This is a genomic window from Methylocaldum gracile (assembly GCF_053646815.1).
Window position 1 is genome coordinate 558,220 of the sequence record NZ_CM132196.1, and the last position, 14,555, is coordinate 572,774.

A 14,555-nucleotide genomic window follows, 5' to 3' on the forward strand; every position below is an offset into this window, starting at 1 on the left:
AGCATTAAGGTACTTCAGAGGACGGTTCATCCCCACGTACGTGGGGAACAGAATACGCTAAGCAGAAAATACCTGAAGAATGGCGGTTCATCCCCACGTACGTGGGGAACAGCCGCATGGAGATCCGCGCCCTGGTCGAGCACGCCGGTTCATCCCCACGTACGTGGGGAACAGGAGGGCCACGGCGGGCAGTACAAGGGTGACAACGGTTCATCCCCACGTACGTGGGGAACAGCCCTGGAGGCTTCGAGCAGCTCGATCATCATGCGGTTCATCCCCACGTACGTGGGGAACAGAGCGCGGCCTCCAGCCCGATCAGGGCGACGATCGGTTCATCCCCACGTACGTGGGGAACAGGCAAGCAGAAAGAAAATCACCGATACCTGTTGCGGTTCATCCCCACGTACGTGGGGAACAGCGCGTGCCGTTCGGCATCGGCGGACAGGATGCCGGTTCATCCCCACGTACGTGGGGAACAGTGTCCGTACACCGTGCCTGCCGTGACCGTGGCCGGTTCATCCCCACGTACGTGGGGAACAGTAGCGGTTCGGGCTGCGGATGAGATTCGCAGGCGGTTCATCCCCACGTACGTGGGGAACAGCACGATTTCAGGCATGAGGGTATCTCGCGTTTCGGTTCATCCCCACGTACGTGGGGAACAGGAAGGCGGGAAAGGAAAGTCTTCAATCTACGTTCGGTTCATCCCCACGTACGTGGGGAACAGACCATTTCTAACCTATTGTTAGGACTGGCAAAAAATACCGGTCGAAATTCTACCGGCGATTCGCCGCTTTGAAAATGAAAAATCCGGGTTGTTAAAGAGCATTATTTCCCTCCCCGTCGGCCGGTTCGGGCGGATAGAAGGACACCAGTTTCAGGCCGTCCAATTCGACCGGCATGCGCCGGTTCTTGCCGAGGGTTACGAAGTCGAAGCCCGATTCCGTATTGGTGGACCATACCATCACGGCGTTGCCGTCTCCGAGGCCGGCTTCGACTTGCGCCCAGAGCATTTCGCGCACGCGCTTCGACAAATCGCCGACGTAGACGCCGGCGCGCACTTCCACCAGCCACACGCCCAAACGGCCGCGCAGCCGGGGCGGAACGTTTTCAACCACGATGACCAGCATCGCCGAGACTCTTGGGGTTGGGGATGGCGGGGCCGACGGCGTCTTCCGGGGTTTCCGGCGGTTCCAGGCCGCCCGCGGCGAGCACGTCTTCGATGGCGGGAATGATCTGCTGCAGGAGCTTGGTTTGCCGGAACACGTCCCGGCAGGCGAGACGGACGGCGCGTTCCGGTTCGCCCGGCTGCTGGGAGGCGATCTTGAAGGCGACCGGCACGACGGTGTCGAATTTGAAAAGGTCGGCGATGTCGTAGACGAATGACAAGGGTTTTCCGGTGTGGATGAAACCCACCGCCGGCGCGTAACCCGCTGCCAGCACTGCGGCTTCGGTGATGCCGTACAGACAGGCGGTGGCGGAGCTGACGCAACGGTTGGGCAGATCGCCGGAGCCCCATTCGTCGGCGTCGTAGTTGCGGTGCTTCCAGGTGACGCCATAGCGCTTGGCAAGCAGTTCGTACAACTTTCGCACCCGCGCCCCCTCGATGCCGCGGAGCTGCTGGACGCTGCGCCGCTCCGGCGGCTTTTCCTTGAAGCGAATCTCGTACATCTTGCGCACCACCTTGAGCCGGGCGTCCTCGTCCAGGGCGAGCTTGGCCTGATACAGAAGACGGTCGGAGCGCGCGCCGCCCGGCTGCCCCGAGGCGTAGAGCCGAACCCCGGCTTCGCCCACCCAGACCAGCAAGGTTCCGACCCGCGCCGCCAGCGCCGCCGCCCGGTGCGACACCCGCGTTCCGGGTTCCAGCATGATGCAGGCGATGGAGCCCACCGGAATGTGGGTGCGCACGCCGGTCTTGTCGATCACCACGAACGAGCCGTCGAGCACGTCGATTTCGCCGTATTCGATGAAAATGAGCGAAATGCGCTCTTTCATGGCGATGGGTTTGAGGGGAGGGAGAAGGTCTGTCATGGCGTATCAGCCTCAGTCTTCGCCCGCAGCGGCGAGTACGGCCGCGCGCAGATCGGGGGCGATAAAGTAGCCCTGGGCGCGCAGCACGTCCATCGGTACCGCAACGGTGTCGATATACCCTTGCCGCTTCGCCAGCAGCAGTAAACCGCAGACCCCCACGATCGGCACACCCAACCGCCGCGCAGCACGGAGTCCACGCAATTCGTCCACAAGCAGGTGGGCTTTTAACTGATGCGCAAGCACCAAGGCGGCGGTTTCACCGGCATCCAGGCGCGGAACCGCAATTCCTTCGGGCCAGGCCGCATCGTCCACCACGTCGAGTTGCCCTCCCTCGACGAATGTTTTTATCGCCTGTGCGTCGGGCCGCCGTGCTTGGGCAAGGCATTCAGCGAATACCGTGGACGGCAACACCGCGCGCGTGAACAATCGAACGGGCAAATCCAAAAGACCGAGTTTGGCGAGCGCGATGAGCGGACCGCTATCAGCGACGAGACACGTCATCCATGTCCGCCAATTCCTGACGCAGGTCTTCCGGCGAATAACGCACCACCGGTATTTCACGCGCCGAACATTCTTCCATGAATTCGGCCAGCGTCATGCCAGCCAGCTTGGCGGCCTCACGGAGCGACAGTGCTTCCTCATCGAACAGTTTCACCGCCAAGGCCACATTCACACCCTCGCGCAACAGGAAGTCATCGAAGGGTACGGCTACGAAGATCGGCTGCCCATGTTTGGTGACGACGGAAAGCTTGCCCGCTTCGGCATCGCGTACCAGTTCGCCGGTCCGGTCGCGCAAGTCGCGGATCGTAAAGGTGTGCATGATGTCTTCTCCAAATATGCCCACAAGTAGGGGAACAATTTATCCCAAGCGCCGTACTAACAGCAAACCGCAACCGAAGGCTTTGGCGGGGCCGATGCCTCGAAACAGCCTTTCCACGAATTGCCCAGCGTCCAGAATCCGCAAAGTTCCGGTGAATTCCACAGTGCTCAGGATGATCGGTTTTCCCGCGCTAGGTTTGTACAGGCGCTGCTGGCGATAGCCATCCGCATGCACGGACTCGACCTCGAATCCGAATTTTGCCCCCCGCTCGGCAAGCCAGGGTTCCCCCGCCTCCTGGACGATTTCAGCCATCGGTGGGCGTTGCCTCCGGTCGGCGTAGCGGCGTTTTTTCAGGTCCGCCACGACATCATCCCGGTGACGGGTCTTAATGATGGGATCATCGCTGATTTTGCGAACCCGCACGGGATTGGCACGCAACACAAACGCCAGCCGCTCGCCGAAGGTGAGTTTAGGTGCAAACGGTCTGGTTTCGATATCCCACAGATTTTTCTTGTCGATCGGCTCGCGTCGAGACAACACATAAAAGAAAGGCCAATGGCCTTGCTGCTCGCGCCGGAACAGGAAATCGCGAGTATCGGCGCCTTCACCGAACCATTGCCAGATCAGTCTGTGTTCCGCATAGGCATCGGACGGAAGAACTTTCGCCAGTTGAGCAAGGTCAAGGCCCGGTTTTAAACGGATGCGGCTTAGATAGCCCATCATGACCTCCCGTAGTGCTCGTTACGCTTGCCGAACTGCCAGCGCCGTCGGCTCAGGGGTACATCCTGACGCGGCGTGGTATGCAGCGGCACCTTGTTGGTAGGTGCGTTGTCCTCCCAGTAATAATCGGGCGATGTCGCTCCCAATGATTGCAGCCGGTTCTGGAGAAATTGCCTCTGCGTATCGGAATATTCGGCATCGTAACTCTCGAACGCCGCCTCGAAGGTTTCCGCTGTAATGCACTTCGCCAATAACGGCAACGCCAGCGGACAAGACTTGCGGCCGAGGTAGAGCGGAAGGCGTGGTCGGCTCAGTGCTTCGGCGAGAGACTCCGGGGAGGGAGCCGCATCGCCACGCTGCCACAGACAGACGGTATACAACCCGTCGCAGCGATAATCGCGGGTCGAAAGCACAGTGTAGAGATTCCAGCGATCACTGGTTTCATCACGGCGCGTGCGAAGATGCCTGAGCCGGCTGGTCGATTCGGGAATCTGCGTGGTGTGATAATCCCGAAGCAAGACACCTCCGGCATCGACCCGTACCGCATAGCTGTATCCGTCCGTCAAGGACTGATGTTTATCGTCCTCGTGCCGGCGGATGCCCAGCGCCGCCGCCAGTAATCCCAGAATGGCAGACTTCGACGGGTGTGGCGTGCTCGGGCGCTGCTCGCCCACGGCGATATCACCCCAGGCCGCCATCGGGCCGTACAGCCGAAATACCAGAAATCGGTGCATGGCTCACTCCTTCACGAAGTCGATGACGGCTTGGAGACTGCCTACCGGTTTTGTGGCGTCCATTACGACACAGGCATCGGCACAGGCGCCGTAAACCATGTCCATCTTGTCCCGCGTAGAAATCAGCGCCTGGATGGCGTTGGTCAGCATGTCCTCTTGGTAACCGTTCACCGGTCTGAGGAAAGCGACCGAGAGAGAACGGGGTTGCTGGCTGCCGTGCTCAGCCAGAATGAAGGAAGCACGTGCCCGCGAACCGAAGCTGTTTTGCTTGCCGGTCGGGGCAACGGTGGCGGCGGCTTCTACAAGCGCGGCGAGCGCGCGGTTCGCCAGGGCCTTGTCACCTCCGAGGTTTTCGATGAGCAGATCCTTGTCGATGCAGATGTACAGGTAGAAAAGACCCGCCGCGAATTCGGTTTCTCCCATGTGTCCGGCACCGACATCCTCAACACCCTTGTTGAGGTCGTCCACGGCGGTGAAGAAATCGTCCTCGATGGCGACTTTGTGAACGCTGATGGCATGAGCGACTTGGGCGGCGGCTTCCATGTTGTAACGTGGGTTGTCGGCCAGCATTCGGCCGAACAGAGCGATATCGGCGGCGGTGTGCTTTTCGCGTAAAAGCTGCAATTCCTCGGCGGTGGGCTCGGTGCCGCATTCGGCGATTGCGGCTACTAAGGCATCGATGGCGGAACGTTCTTCCGGACTGATGTGGGCCAATTGGCGGATTGCGAGGGTTTTGGCCAAGGCTTTAGGCACGCTGCTGCCATCCGCTAAGACGACTTCTTCCTGTTCTTCTTCGCTCGCTTTTTTGTCAGAGCCTTCCAACTTGCCGAAAACCCCGGCGATTTTCTGCGCCCAATCCTGTGCTTGCTTCTCCTTTACACCTTTCTCCTTTAACGCCTTATAGATTTCGACGCCCATCAACTTGGTGCGGACTCCCTTGTGTTCCTTAAGTGCGCTTTCCATGACATCCGAGGTGCGCCACGCGCGCTTGAGGCTTTGCGAGGAAATCCGAAGCCGCGTTTCGCCGCCCATCACGGCGGTTTTCGGTCGGCCCAGATCGTCGCGGTTGAGGTTGGACGGGGGATATGAGGTTAGGAGGTGCAGTTGGATGAAGCGGGTCATGATCGGAGTCTCCTGATTGTTTTTGTCGTGTTGGGGCGTGTTTATTCTGGGTATTCTTCGCCGCCGGCGAGGGTGTCGTAGTACTTGAAGACCCAGTTGCGCCGGGTCTGGTCGTTCCAGAGGTAAATGTCGCGTGCCAGTGCTTTGACCGGAGCCGTATCCGCTGCCAGAGGCAGAATCCGGATCAGATCGGCGAACAGTTCGTCATGGGACTTGACCCGCACCAAGCGGCGGAAGCGCAATTCGCTGAGCCGCGGCCCGCTGCCCTCGGCTTTGGGCTTGGCTAACCACTCCGCGAAAGCCTGTTTCGTATCGTCGGTTTTAACGTGAGCCAATATGCCGGCAATAGCCGCGCAGGCCGGAATATGGTTGTAACCGGCAGCCTGCAATTTCCATCGCAACGTTTGAAACCGGGGCACCAGCAGCACTTCCGCCAGGGTTTTGCAGCGTCTGAGTGCGGCCAGTTCGCCCCGCCGGTTGGGTTGGTCTTGGTGCTCGCTGGCGGGCTGCATTTCCCACCACCAGGTCAAAATCTCTTCGGCAGGGAAACCATCCGCTTTTTTATTCGTGTTTTCCATTCAACGGCTCCTTCAGATTGTTTTCGGTTGTTTTAAAGGCATGTCCAACAGGGTCTTGATTTCCTTTTTGTGATTGAACCGTTTCAAGTTCCGGTACGCCCTCGCAATCCGTTTCGGGTTCTGCTCGGTGATCTGGCCGGTATTGGCGTAGCGGTGGAACGTGTCTTGTGTATAACGGTGCAGGAGTCTGTGCCAATCCAGGAAAGCCTGTTTACGCACGGTTTCGTTGCCGGGTTCGGCATGCAGGGCGTTTAGCAAATTGTAAAATCCGTTCTCGGTATCCGGCCAGAAGGCCGCGTCCAGAAAACCCATGTCGGCGTTATTCCGGCGCGGATCTTCCGGGTCGAACCAGGCGTCCTTGAGGCAGGAGCGCAGATTGCCGAGAAATTCACCCGCGGCCCGAATCAGGTTTTCGACCGTCGCTTCGAAGCGTTCGCGTTGTGCGGGATCGTCGAGGTGGAACAGCGGCATGGTGCCCTCGTACCAGCAGCGTGGTTTCATGTTGTCCATGTCGTAGCCGAAAGCCCACAGGCGGAATTGGAATCCTTCGTCCGGAAGATGTTCGCGCCAAAAGCGCTGTACGGTTCTCGCAGGGACCCGTTGCTTTTCCCCTTTCTTCTTTTTCGGCTCCTGGACCAGTCCGAGCCAATGCCGGTAGTGGATTGAGCCGCGCGGGTGCATGGGGATGATTTCCGACGTTTCCCGGTTGTGCGGGTTTAGGCTGTGTTCCCAGGCACCACCGTAGTTGATGCCATAATTCCTGGTCCGGTATTGCTTGACCAGAAGCTCGCACGGCTCACCGGACAGCCCGCATTCGCCGCTGCCTACATTCTCGAAATCCAGACGGATGCGCCGCGGCATGCCCCAGAACATCTGCAACGGGTGCACGTCGTCCGGCGCAGTGACGGGCGTCTTGCTGCTTTTCTCGCTGGTCCGGGTAGGCGCCAGCCAGGGAAAGATGTCCTCGTCCCGGTTATTGCGGCTGTGGAATTCGGACTCCACCAGCACGTTGAGCCATAGCGTCTGCCACAGGGGGATCGGTTTTCTGGATTCCACCGGGGAGGATACGACCAGAGTGGTCAACGGTCCGCCGCCCCTGATCGAAGTGCGATGGCCGACGCCACCCGAGGGGGCATTGGTTTGCAGGGCAAATAAAGCCATCGCCGCAAGTGCGGGGGAAAAACCCTGGTCGGGCAGATTCTTGACGAAATGGGTTTCGCTGCCGGCGGTGTCGATGAGCAATGCCGTTACGGGAATGGGCTTTTGCTCGGCGAGCGGGTCCAGGTCCTGCATGAAGCGGGGACCGTCGCCATTCAGGTCGAAAGCGTGCCGATAATGCTCGAAGGCTTGTTGCAATTCCTCCGGCGCGGGCGGTTGTTCGAATCGCTTAAACCACAGCGGAGCGTTCTTGGGAGCATAGGCCGTTTGCAGCAAGCCGATGAGGAATTGAATCAGTACGCCGTTGAAATCGGGACGGGGAGCGGCTAGGGCGACGACCGGATTTTCGGTTTCCGCGATCTGCCAAGGCGCGATGCGGTCCTGGGTCAGATCGGCCCGAATCACGGGGAGAAAACGCTCTATGAGGAGGTTGTATGCCATGGTTAGGTTCTCGTAGTGTCCGAATACGGATATCCATCATGATTAGGATCGGCAAGTTGCTCTAACTCGATTACTCGCTCTTGAGCATTCAGTAAGCGGTTCTGATCGTCCCAGGCGCACCGTTCGGCCTCTTCCAATAAGCACATGAGCGAATTGTGTAACTCCTTTGCCTTCAGTTGGGGCATGGTGGCTTTCCTCCGAAATGACGAGTGCAAAGGATAAGCCTGGTTCCCCCTTCTATCAAATAAATTTTAAGCAGGTTGGAAAGTATGAAAACTATAAGTGCCATATGGTAGACTGCCTCTCGTTCCCGCACATCTCTGCGGGATGAACCGCAGGTAGGAAATCCTGCAATGTCGTTCCCGACTTTTTGTTGGGTTTATCGGAGGGACAGTGCAACTGTCCCTCATGCCTTTCGCAAACCTTTTTCAGAGTCATAGCAAAGTCTCACCGTCTCGCCCTTGCCATTCTTCGCCCGCCCTACCCAAATTCCGTTCTCGCGTTCCAGCACCAGCAGTCGGCTCCATTTACCCCGGTCGGGCATGTTGGTCCGGCAGGTCTCCACCGCCGTTTCGAGCGTCGGGTCGTGTTCTTCGTCCGCAAACAAAGAGTAGCGCACGCTGACTTGACTCAGTTCCCAGTCGTAGCGGCTGCTCGAGTCGCGCCAAGGCCGCAGCGCGCCATTCTCGCGACAGGTCAGCCGCACCGTGACGGAGGGTTGATCTTCCAGGCGAGTCGGAATCCGGGTTTCGTCCCATAGGTCGAATCCTTCGTCCCGGTAACCTTTTTCCAGGGTAATGGTATTGGCGGATGCCATGCTTTGCTTGGCCGAGTCGTCGCCCATCACCTTGGTCACGCTGCTTTGCAGGGCAGGCGGGACATCCGCCTCGGCATCTTCGCCGTAAACGTTCTCGATCAAATCGCGCGCGCCTTCGGGCATGGCGATCGCTCCCGTTTGTTGCAGAAAGCGGGCGGTCAGCCAAATGTGTCCATGGTTCGGGTAGACTGCCGCCGCGCCGGGCAGAAAGGCTCTGAACCAGTCGGCGGAGGGCGTTTCCGTGAATTCCGGGCCGAAGATCCATAAGCGCGGCGTACTCCGTCCTTCCTTATCGGCCTTATTTCCGGCCATGTCGCGGCAATGGCGGCGCAAGCGGCCGGCTCGTTGAATGAGCAGGTCGATGGGCGCCAGATCGGACAGCATCACGTCGAAATCCAGGTCCAGCGACTGCTCGATGACCTGAGTCGCCACCAGGATTTTTCCCCGCCGCTGTTCTCCGCCGCTGTCCGGGCCAAAGCAATTCAGAACCTTGTTTTCGATCTCCATTCGATCGGCGAGCACAAAACGGGCATGAAACAGAATCAGGTCATCTTCAGGCACGCCGGCTTGGCATAGAAGTTCATGGGCGGCGATGGCATCGTCGACCGTGTTCCGTATCCAGCAGGCACAACGGTTTTCGGCCCGCGCTGTCAGAAGAATCTCTCTCGCGGTTTCGGTGGCATGAACCGTATCGACCCGGACTAGACGGGCTACTTCCGGGCGCGTGTCCAAATCGATTTCATCGTGATGATCCGGCGCGATCCAGGTGAGCAAGGGATAATCGGTGCGCTGCAAAGTCGGTCCGCGCCGTTCTAGGCCTTCGCAGTAGGCATCCACCAGCTTTTGGCGGATTCTTCGGGGCAAAGTGGCGGAAAGCAGAATGGCGCAGCCGCCTCCGGCGGCATGGAAAGCAAGCAGCACTTCCAGCAGCCTGAGCATGTAAGCATCGCAGGCGTGGACTTCATCCACGATCAGCACTTTGCGGACGAGTCCCAGAAGGCGCAGAGCTTGATGGCGGCTGTACAGCACCGCCAGCAAGGCTTGATCCAGCGTGCCCACGCCCATGTCGGCCAGAAGCGCTTTCTTGCGGCTATCGGCAAACCAGGCGCTCCGTTCACTCCCGGAAGACGATTCGTCGCGGTCATAATCGCCGTCCGCGGCAGAACCGTTGGCCGATAACGTTTCCAACACCGGTTCGAGGCGGCTGGCGCTGTGCGCCAAAACCAGGTTCGGCTTTTCCCGGAAAAATTTGTCGTTCAGGCCGTTGTCGCGTATACGGCGAAACATAGCGTTGGAGGTCGCCATGGTCGGCAGGCCGAGATAGAAACCCTCGGCTCGGCCTGCGGCGATCAGACGGTACGCGAGCATCAATGCCGCTTCCGTCTTGCCGGCTCCGGTGACGTCTTCGAGGATGAACAGTTGCGGCGCGGCGGCAAGCGTAAGGTTCGCCGCCGTTCGTTGCAGCGGAGTCGGCTCTGCGGGCGGTTCGAGATGTTTAAACAATCCGGTCAGCGTTTGCGGCCGCACGCTACGCGGCAGCAAGTTGGCGCCACGCAAAGCCTTTTCGGCTCGCGGCTGGGCGTGCTGTGTCCAGTATTCGGACAGAGGCAGCGGTTCGGTTCGATAGCGGAAGAACTCCTCGTTCGAACCCACCCAGTCGCACAGTACCGAAAGACCGGCCAGCCACCAGGATAAGCGGTTCAAGGTCTCGTAGAACGGTTCTCCGTCCGGCAGTTCGCCTGGTTTTTTGGGCAGAAGCAGGTCGGCGCATTCGCTTGCGAATTGCACCGATGCGTCCAGATCGCGCTCGGAAAAATGGTCTTCCAGGCCGGGTTGACGTTCCGCGGTTTTCGGCGGCTGACCGTGATGTCCGGTGACGGTTCCGGCCCAGATTTCCAGGTTCATGCGCCAATTCCGCCGAGCGTAGCGGGTACCGCAGATTTCGAACCGGCCTTGCTCCAGAAGCCATGGGCCGATTTTCTGCCGGTACAACAGGTGGCCCAGGGTGTCGTGCCGGACCGTGTAGTCCTTGCGGGGCTGCTCGTTTTTCAAAGCCTGGCAAAGATCCAGGCGCAGCCCTTGAAAGCGGTAGCTGAATTTCCCCAAATCGTGCTGTGAAAGAAAGAAGACGAACCAGTCGGCGAACGTTTCTTCCGCGATTTGCAGCCGCGCCGCCCAGTCGGCGCGCAGAGCCGTGTGTTGCTCCAGATAAATTTTTCCGACTGCCGCCACGTCTAGGCTGTGATACGGCAAGAGGTGATAAGGCGTTCCCGCTTCGCCTTCTTTACGGGCCTTCCCCCAATATTTCCAATACCCATTTTCCATTTCCTATCCCCCAATAACCAAAAACGGCGAAATCGCTTCTTATGTTTCTCTTACAATCGCTTCCCCAATAACCGTCGCGCCAGCAAAGTCTGCATGTCGCGCCGTCCGTCCGCGATCAGCATGACATAGACGGTATCGTCGATGGTTCGATAAACAATTCGGTAAGGCTTGAAGAATAATTCGCGGTATTCATGAATGCCGAGGGCCGATAGCTCTCTCGGGTAGACGCCCTGCTTGGGAAATTCCGCGAGGCTATCGAAAACATGCTGGATTTCGTCCAGCACGTGAGCGGCGCGTCCGGTGAATCCTGTGTGCAGATGTAGTCGAACGGATCTTCGAGGTCATCGGCGGCATCAGCGGTCAAAAGAACGCGATGAACCATCACTCTCGTCCCTTGTTGCGTAATCGGCCGATAACATCGGCCGGTTCCTGCACGTTGCCGGCTTCGATCTGCCGGGTTCCGAGCGCCAAAATTTTCAGCAGCGCCAAGGTTTCCTGCGTTTCCTCATAGGTTTTGACGTCCTGGATAACCGGCTTGGCTTCGCCGTTCTGGGTAATTACCAGGGGTTCGCGTTCTTCGGTGAGTTGGCGTATGACCTCGGCGGCGTGGGCCTTGAGATGGCTAATGGGCTTGATCTGTTTGGAATATTTCATTGGTGGGTTCCGGATTAAAGCAGTTTCCATTCGTACGTAAGGATTGATTGCAAATGGGCTTAGTGTGGGAGCGGGCTTCAGCCCGCGATCAGGCGATTATCGCGGGCTAAAGCCCGCTCCCACGAGCCGTAAACCACTCCGACAGCCGCTCTAAAGAGGAGGACTGGATTTAGTCTTAATTTGGTTCCTTATCAATCCGAAGCGGAGTGGCGTATAGGGTTCCAACTGCCGCTACATCGATGCAGTGATATGGCAAAAGGTGATAATTCGCCCGATCACCGGATTCGCGTCGAATTACTGCCCAATATTTCCAATAAGCACGATCAGCGGCCATCTCTTATCTCCCATGCAATGTAAACCTTATAGCATGGGTAGTGGCTCACTAGGTGAGCCTGTGCGGATGCCTGTATGTCAGAAAAGGCTGAAATCTTTGTAAGCGGATGCTTACGTCATGTATCGGAACGAGACTCGGGGGCAGGGGTTTGGGAGGTGAGTGTTTGAAATACCAATGGGATGTCGGTTTGCTCACTTGGTTTATGGACGAGTTGCCCTCACCCGGCCTGCCGGCCACCCTCTCCGAGAGACGAGGGTTTCTACACAAATCGTCGTCTCGGCATTGCGAACGATGCGCTTCACTGCGTTCAGCACATCCTACGAGCTCTGATTAAGTCCTTCGCCAGGCTCAGGACGAACGGTAACGTATTGATTCCGTTCGTGGTGAGCTTGTCGAACCATGAACGGAATCCACTTGTTCATAGCTTCCTTTACTTGGGCGATCGCATGGATCGGTATGCTCAGCCATTCAACCCGCCCAGCGTTTCCTTCAGGGCATCCTCCACCTGTTCCAGCCAGATGAATTGCAGTTTCTCCTTTGCTTCGGCGGGGATTTCCTCCAGTTCCTTTTGATTGCGGGCCGGCAGGAGGACACGGGTGATGCCGGCGGCGAGGGCGGCGAGCACCTTTTCTTTGATGCCGCCGACCGGCAGCACCAGGCCGCGCAGGCTGATTTCGCCGGTCATGGCGGTGTCGTTGCGTACCGCCTTTTGGGTGAGCAGGGAGACCAGGGCGACGAAGATGGCGACCCCGGCGCTGGGGCCGTCTTTGGGCGTGGCTCCCGCGGGGACGTGGATGTGGATGTCGCTTTTTTCGAATACTTCGGGCTGGATGCCGAGATCGGCGCAGCGGGCCTTGGCGAGACTCAGGGCGGCTTGGGCGCTTTCCTTCATGACATCGCCCAGTTGTCCGGTCAGCGTCAGTTTGCCGGTGCCGGGAGCGCGGCTGGCTTCGATGAAGAGAATGTCGCCGCCCACTGGGGTCCAGGCGAGGCCGGTGGCGACGCCGGGCACGCTGGTGCGCATCGCGACTTCGCTTTCGAAGCGCCGCGGGCCCAGAATGGTCGGCAGAAGCTCGGGGGTCACCGTCAGGCGCTCGATTTCGCCTTCGGCGATGCGGACGGCGGCATGGCGGAACACGGCGCCGATTTCCCGTTCCAGGTTTCTTACGCCGGCTTCGCGGGTATAGTCGCGGATGATGGCGGTGAGCGCCTCGTCGGTGATCTCGCATTGATCGGGGTCCAGGCCGCAAGCTTCGGCCTGCTTGGAAACGAGATAACGCCGGGCGATCTGAAGCTTTTCTTCGGCCGTGTAGCCGGGCAGGTGGATCACTTCCATGCGGTCGCGCAAGGGACCGGGAATCGTGTCGAGCATGTTCGCCGTGCTGATGAACATGACGTGGCTGAGGTCGAACGGAACCGCGAGATAGTTGTCGCGGAAGGTGCTGTTCTGCTCGGGATCGAGCACTTCCAGCAGGGCCGCGGAGGGATCTCCGTGGAAGCTGGCGCCGAGCTTGTCGATTTCGTCCAGCATCATGATGCAATTGCGCGCGCCGGCCTTACGGATGGCCTGGATGATGTTGCCGGGCAAGGCGCCGATATAGGTTCGCCTGTGTCCCCGGATTTCGGCCTCGTCGTGAACCCCGCCCAGGCTGACCCGTACGAATTTGCGGCCGGTGGCGCGGGCGATGCTTTGTCCCAGGGAGGTTTTGCCGACGCCGGGCGGCCCGACGAAACAGAGGATCGGGCTTTTTCCCGCAGGATTCAGTTTGCGTACCGCGAGATATTCGAGAATCCGCTTTTTGATCTTTTCGAGGCCGTAGTGATCTTCATCCAGGACCTGCCGCGCCTCGGCGACATCCAGGCGGTCCTCGGTCTCCACCGACCAGGGCAGTTCGACCAGCCATTCCAGATAGCTGCGCACCATGGAGTGCTCGGCGCTCGCCTCGGGCATCCGTTCCAGCCGCTTCAGCTCCTTCATCGCCTGATTTTCGGCCTCTTCGGGCATTTTCGCCTTGGCAATGGCTTCGTACAGTTCGCCGATTTCCTCGGTGCGTTCGTCGGTTTCGCCCAGTTGCTTTTGAATCGTCTTGAGCTGTTCGCGAAGCAGGAATTCGCGCTGGCGCTCATCCATGGTTTGTTTGGTCTGGTCGCTGATTTCCTTGGAGATGCGGAGGACCTGAATGCGATGGCGAAGAAGGTTCGAGATTTTGTCGAGCCGTGTCTGAGCGTCCAACGTCTCAAGGATTTCCTGCTTTTCGGCGATCGCCAAATCCATGAATGAAGCCACCAGGTCGGCCAGCGTGTGTGCCGAGGATACCTGTTGAACGGCGTTCAACAATTCCGGCGGGGCCTGAGGGAGCAGCGCCAGTACTTCGGCCACTTGGTTCTTCAATTGCAGCAGACGGGCCTCGATGGCGGGCGTTTCGATCTCTTGTTCCTTGATCGGCTCGATGCGGGCTGCGAGAAACGGATACCCGTCCAGGAATTCGAGGATACGAAAGCGTTGCTCTCCCTGGCAGACAATGTTGTGCGAGCCTTCCGGCCCGGTCACGTAGCGCAGGATGGCGGCCTGGGTGCCGACCGTATAAAGTTCGTCCGGCTCGGGTACGTCTACTTTGGGGTCCCGCTGCAGCAGGATTCCGACCGAGGTGTCCCGGCGAAGCGCATACTGGGCCGCGGCAATGGAGGGTTCCCGCCCGACGCTGATGGGAACGATGACGCCCGGGAAAAGCACGATATTCCGCACCGGAATGATCGCGATGGTATCCGGAGGTAGGATTACAGCGGACTCGGAGTGTTTGTCTGATCGTTGTTCGGTTTTCAT

The 14,555-nt window shown here is 59.0% G+C and carries 13 protein-coding genes and 1 CRISPR repeat array (1 of these 14 running past the window's edge); all 13 genes read right to left on the minus strand.

The window, feature by feature from the left end:
• A CRISPR array of direct repeats spans positions 1-724; the repeat unit is 29 nt; unit sequence CGGTTCATCCCCACGTACGTGGGGAACAG; it begins 4,316 nt to the left of the window's first position.
• 91 nt (positions 725-815) lie between these two features.
• Positions 816-1,127 carry a type I-E CRISPR-associated endoribonuclease Cas2e gene (gene cas2e / locus ACWJJK_RS02425; RefSeq protein ID WP_077732530.1) on the minus strand — a complete coding sequence of 104 codons (312 nt, stop codon included), beginning with the start codon at positions 1,125-1,127 and terminating at the stop codon, positions 816-818.
• Positions 1,108-2,028, minus strand: coding sequence for a type I-E CRISPR-associated endonuclease Cas1e (gene cas1e / locus ACWJJK_RS02430; protein WP_077732529.1), 921 nt, complete (start codon positions 2,026-2,028; stop codon positions 1,108-1,110). The genes cas2e and cas1e overlap by 20 nt, the downstream gene beginning before the upstream one ends.
• Positions 2,029-2,040: 12 nt before the next feature.
• Positions 2,041-2,529, minus strand: coding sequence for a DUF3368 domain-containing protein (locus tag ACWJJK_RS02435; RefSeq protein WP_156880817.1), 489 nt, complete (start codon positions 2,527-2,529; stop codon positions 2,041-2,043).
• Positions 2,510-2,848 carry a type II toxin-antitoxin system prevent-host-death family antitoxin gene (locus ACWJJK_RS02440; RefSeq protein ID WP_086135105.1) on the minus strand — a complete coding sequence of 113 codons (339 nt, stop codon included), beginning with the start codon at positions 2,846-2,848 and terminating at the stop codon, positions 2,510-2,512. Before ACWJJK_RS02440 ends, ACWJJK_RS02435 begins: the two co-directional genes overlap by 20 nt.
• A 39-nt stretch (positions 2,849-2,887) precedes the next feature.
• Complete coding sequence (gene cas6e / locus ACWJJK_RS02445; protein WP_156880818.1) at positions 2,888-3,571, minus strand: type I-E CRISPR-associated protein Cas6/Cse3/CasE; 684 nt, start codon at positions 3,569-3,571, stop codon at positions 2,888-2,890.
• The gene (gene cas5e, locus ACWJJK_RS02450) at positions 3,568-4,302 is read right to left on the minus strand and encodes a type I-E CRISPR-associated protein Cas5/CasD (protein ID WP_347259221.1); all 735 of its coding nucleotides are present in this window, start codon (positions 4,300-4,302) and stop codon (positions 3,568-3,570) included. The genes cas6e and cas5e overlap by 4 nt, the downstream gene beginning before the upstream one ends.
• A gap of 3 nt (positions 4,303-4,305) precedes the next feature.
• A complete protein-coding gene (cas7e, locus tag ACWJJK_RS02455; protein ID WP_156880820.1) occupies positions 4,306-5,424 on the minus strand; it encodes a type I-E CRISPR-associated protein Cas7/Cse4/CasC in 1,119 nt (372 codons plus the stop codon).
• A 41-nt stretch (positions 5,425-5,465) separates the two neighbouring features.
• The gene (gene casB / locus ACWJJK_RS02460) at positions 5,466-6,002 is read right to left on the minus strand and encodes a type I-E CRISPR-associated protein Cse2/CasB (protein WP_156880821.1); all 537 of its coding nucleotides are present in this window, start codon (positions 6,000-6,002) and stop codon (positions 5,466-5,468) included.
• A 12-nt stretch (positions 6,003-6,014) separates the two neighbouring features.
• Entirely contained in the window at positions 6,015-7,601 is a 1,587-nt protein-coding gene (gene casA, locus ACWJJK_RS02465) for a type I-E CRISPR-associated protein Cse1/CasA (protein WP_156880822.1), read from the minus strand.
• A gap of 406 nt (positions 7,602-8,007) precedes the next feature.
• Positions 8,008-10,743 carry a CRISPR-associated helicase Cas3' gene (cas3, locus tag ACWJJK_RS02470; protein WP_156880823.1) on the minus strand — a complete coding sequence of 912 codons (2,736 nt, stop codon included), beginning with the start codon at positions 10,741-10,743 and terminating at the stop codon, positions 8,008-8,010.
• 50 nt (positions 10,744-10,793) lie between these two features.
• Positions 10,794-11,027, minus strand: a complete 234-nt coding sequence (locus tag ACWJJK_RS02475) for a type II toxin-antitoxin system RelE/ParE family toxin (protein ID WP_347257991.1) — start codon at positions 11,025-11,027, stop codon at positions 10,794-10,796.
• A 97-nt stretch (positions 11,028-11,124) separates the two neighbouring features.
• Complete coding sequence (locus tag ACWJJK_RS02480; RefSeq protein ID WP_086135112.1) at positions 11,125-11,397, minus strand: type II toxin-antitoxin system Phd/YefM family antitoxin; 273 nt, start codon at positions 11,395-11,397, stop codon at positions 11,125-11,127.
• Positions 11,398-12,191: 794 nt separating this feature from the next.
• The gene (gene lon / locus ACWJJK_RS02485) at positions 12,192-14,555 is read right to left on the minus strand and encodes an endopeptidase La (protein WP_156880824.1); all 2,364 of its coding nucleotides are present in this window, start codon (positions 14,553-14,555) and stop codon (positions 12,192-12,194) included.

What these genes read in the sequence shown, in the direction of transcription:
- cas1e (WP_077732529.1), bottom strand. Translation starts at nt 2,028, where the DNA reads ATGACAGACCTTCTCCCTCCCCTCAAACCCATCGCCATGAAAGAGCGC.
- cas2e (WP_077732530.1), bottom strand. Translation starts at nt 1,127, where the DNA reads ATGCTGGTCATCGTGGTTGAAAACGTTCCGCCCCGGCTGCGCGGCCGT.
- ACWJJK_RS02480 (WP_086135112.1), bottom strand. Translation starts at nt 11,397, where the DNA reads ATGAAATATTCCAAACAGATCAAGCCCATTAGCCATCTCAAGGCCCAC.
- cas3 (WP_156880823.1), bottom strand. Translation starts at nt 10,743, where the DNA reads ATGGAAAATGGGTATTGGAAATATTGGGGGAAGGCCCGTAAAGAAGGC.
- cas5e (WP_347259221.1), bottom strand. Translation starts at nt 4,302, where the DNA reads ATGCACCGATTTCTGGTATTTCGGCTGTACGGCCCGATGGCGGCCTGG.
- ACWJJK_RS02435 (WP_156880817.1), bottom strand. Translation starts at nt 2,529, where the DNA reads ATGACGTGTCTCGTCGCTGATAGCGGTCCGCTCATCGCGCTCGCCAAA.
- ACWJJK_RS02440 (WP_086135105.1), bottom strand. Translation starts at nt 2,848, where the DNA reads ATGCACACCTTTACGATCCGCGACTTGCGCGACCGGACCGGCGAACTG.
- cas7e (WP_156880820.1), bottom strand. Translation starts at nt 5,424, where the DNA reads ATGACCCGCTTCATCCAACTGCACCTCCTAACCTCATATCCCCCGTCC.
- casA (WP_156880822.1), bottom strand. Translation starts at nt 7,601, where the DNA reads ATGGCATACAACCTCCTCATAGAGCGTTTTCTCCCCGTGATTCGGGCC.
- lon (WP_156880824.1), bottom strand. Translation starts at nt 14,555, where the DNA reads ATGAAAACCGAACAACGATCAGACAAACACTCCGAGTCCGCTGTAATC.
- cas6e (WP_156880818.1), bottom strand. Translation starts at nt 3,571, where the DNA reads ATGATGGGCTATCTAAGCCGCATCCGTTTAAAACCGGGCCTTGACCTT.
- casB (WP_156880821.1), bottom strand. Translation starts at nt 6,002, where the DNA reads ATGGAAAACACGAATAAAAAAGCGGATGGTTTCCCTGCCGAAGAGATT.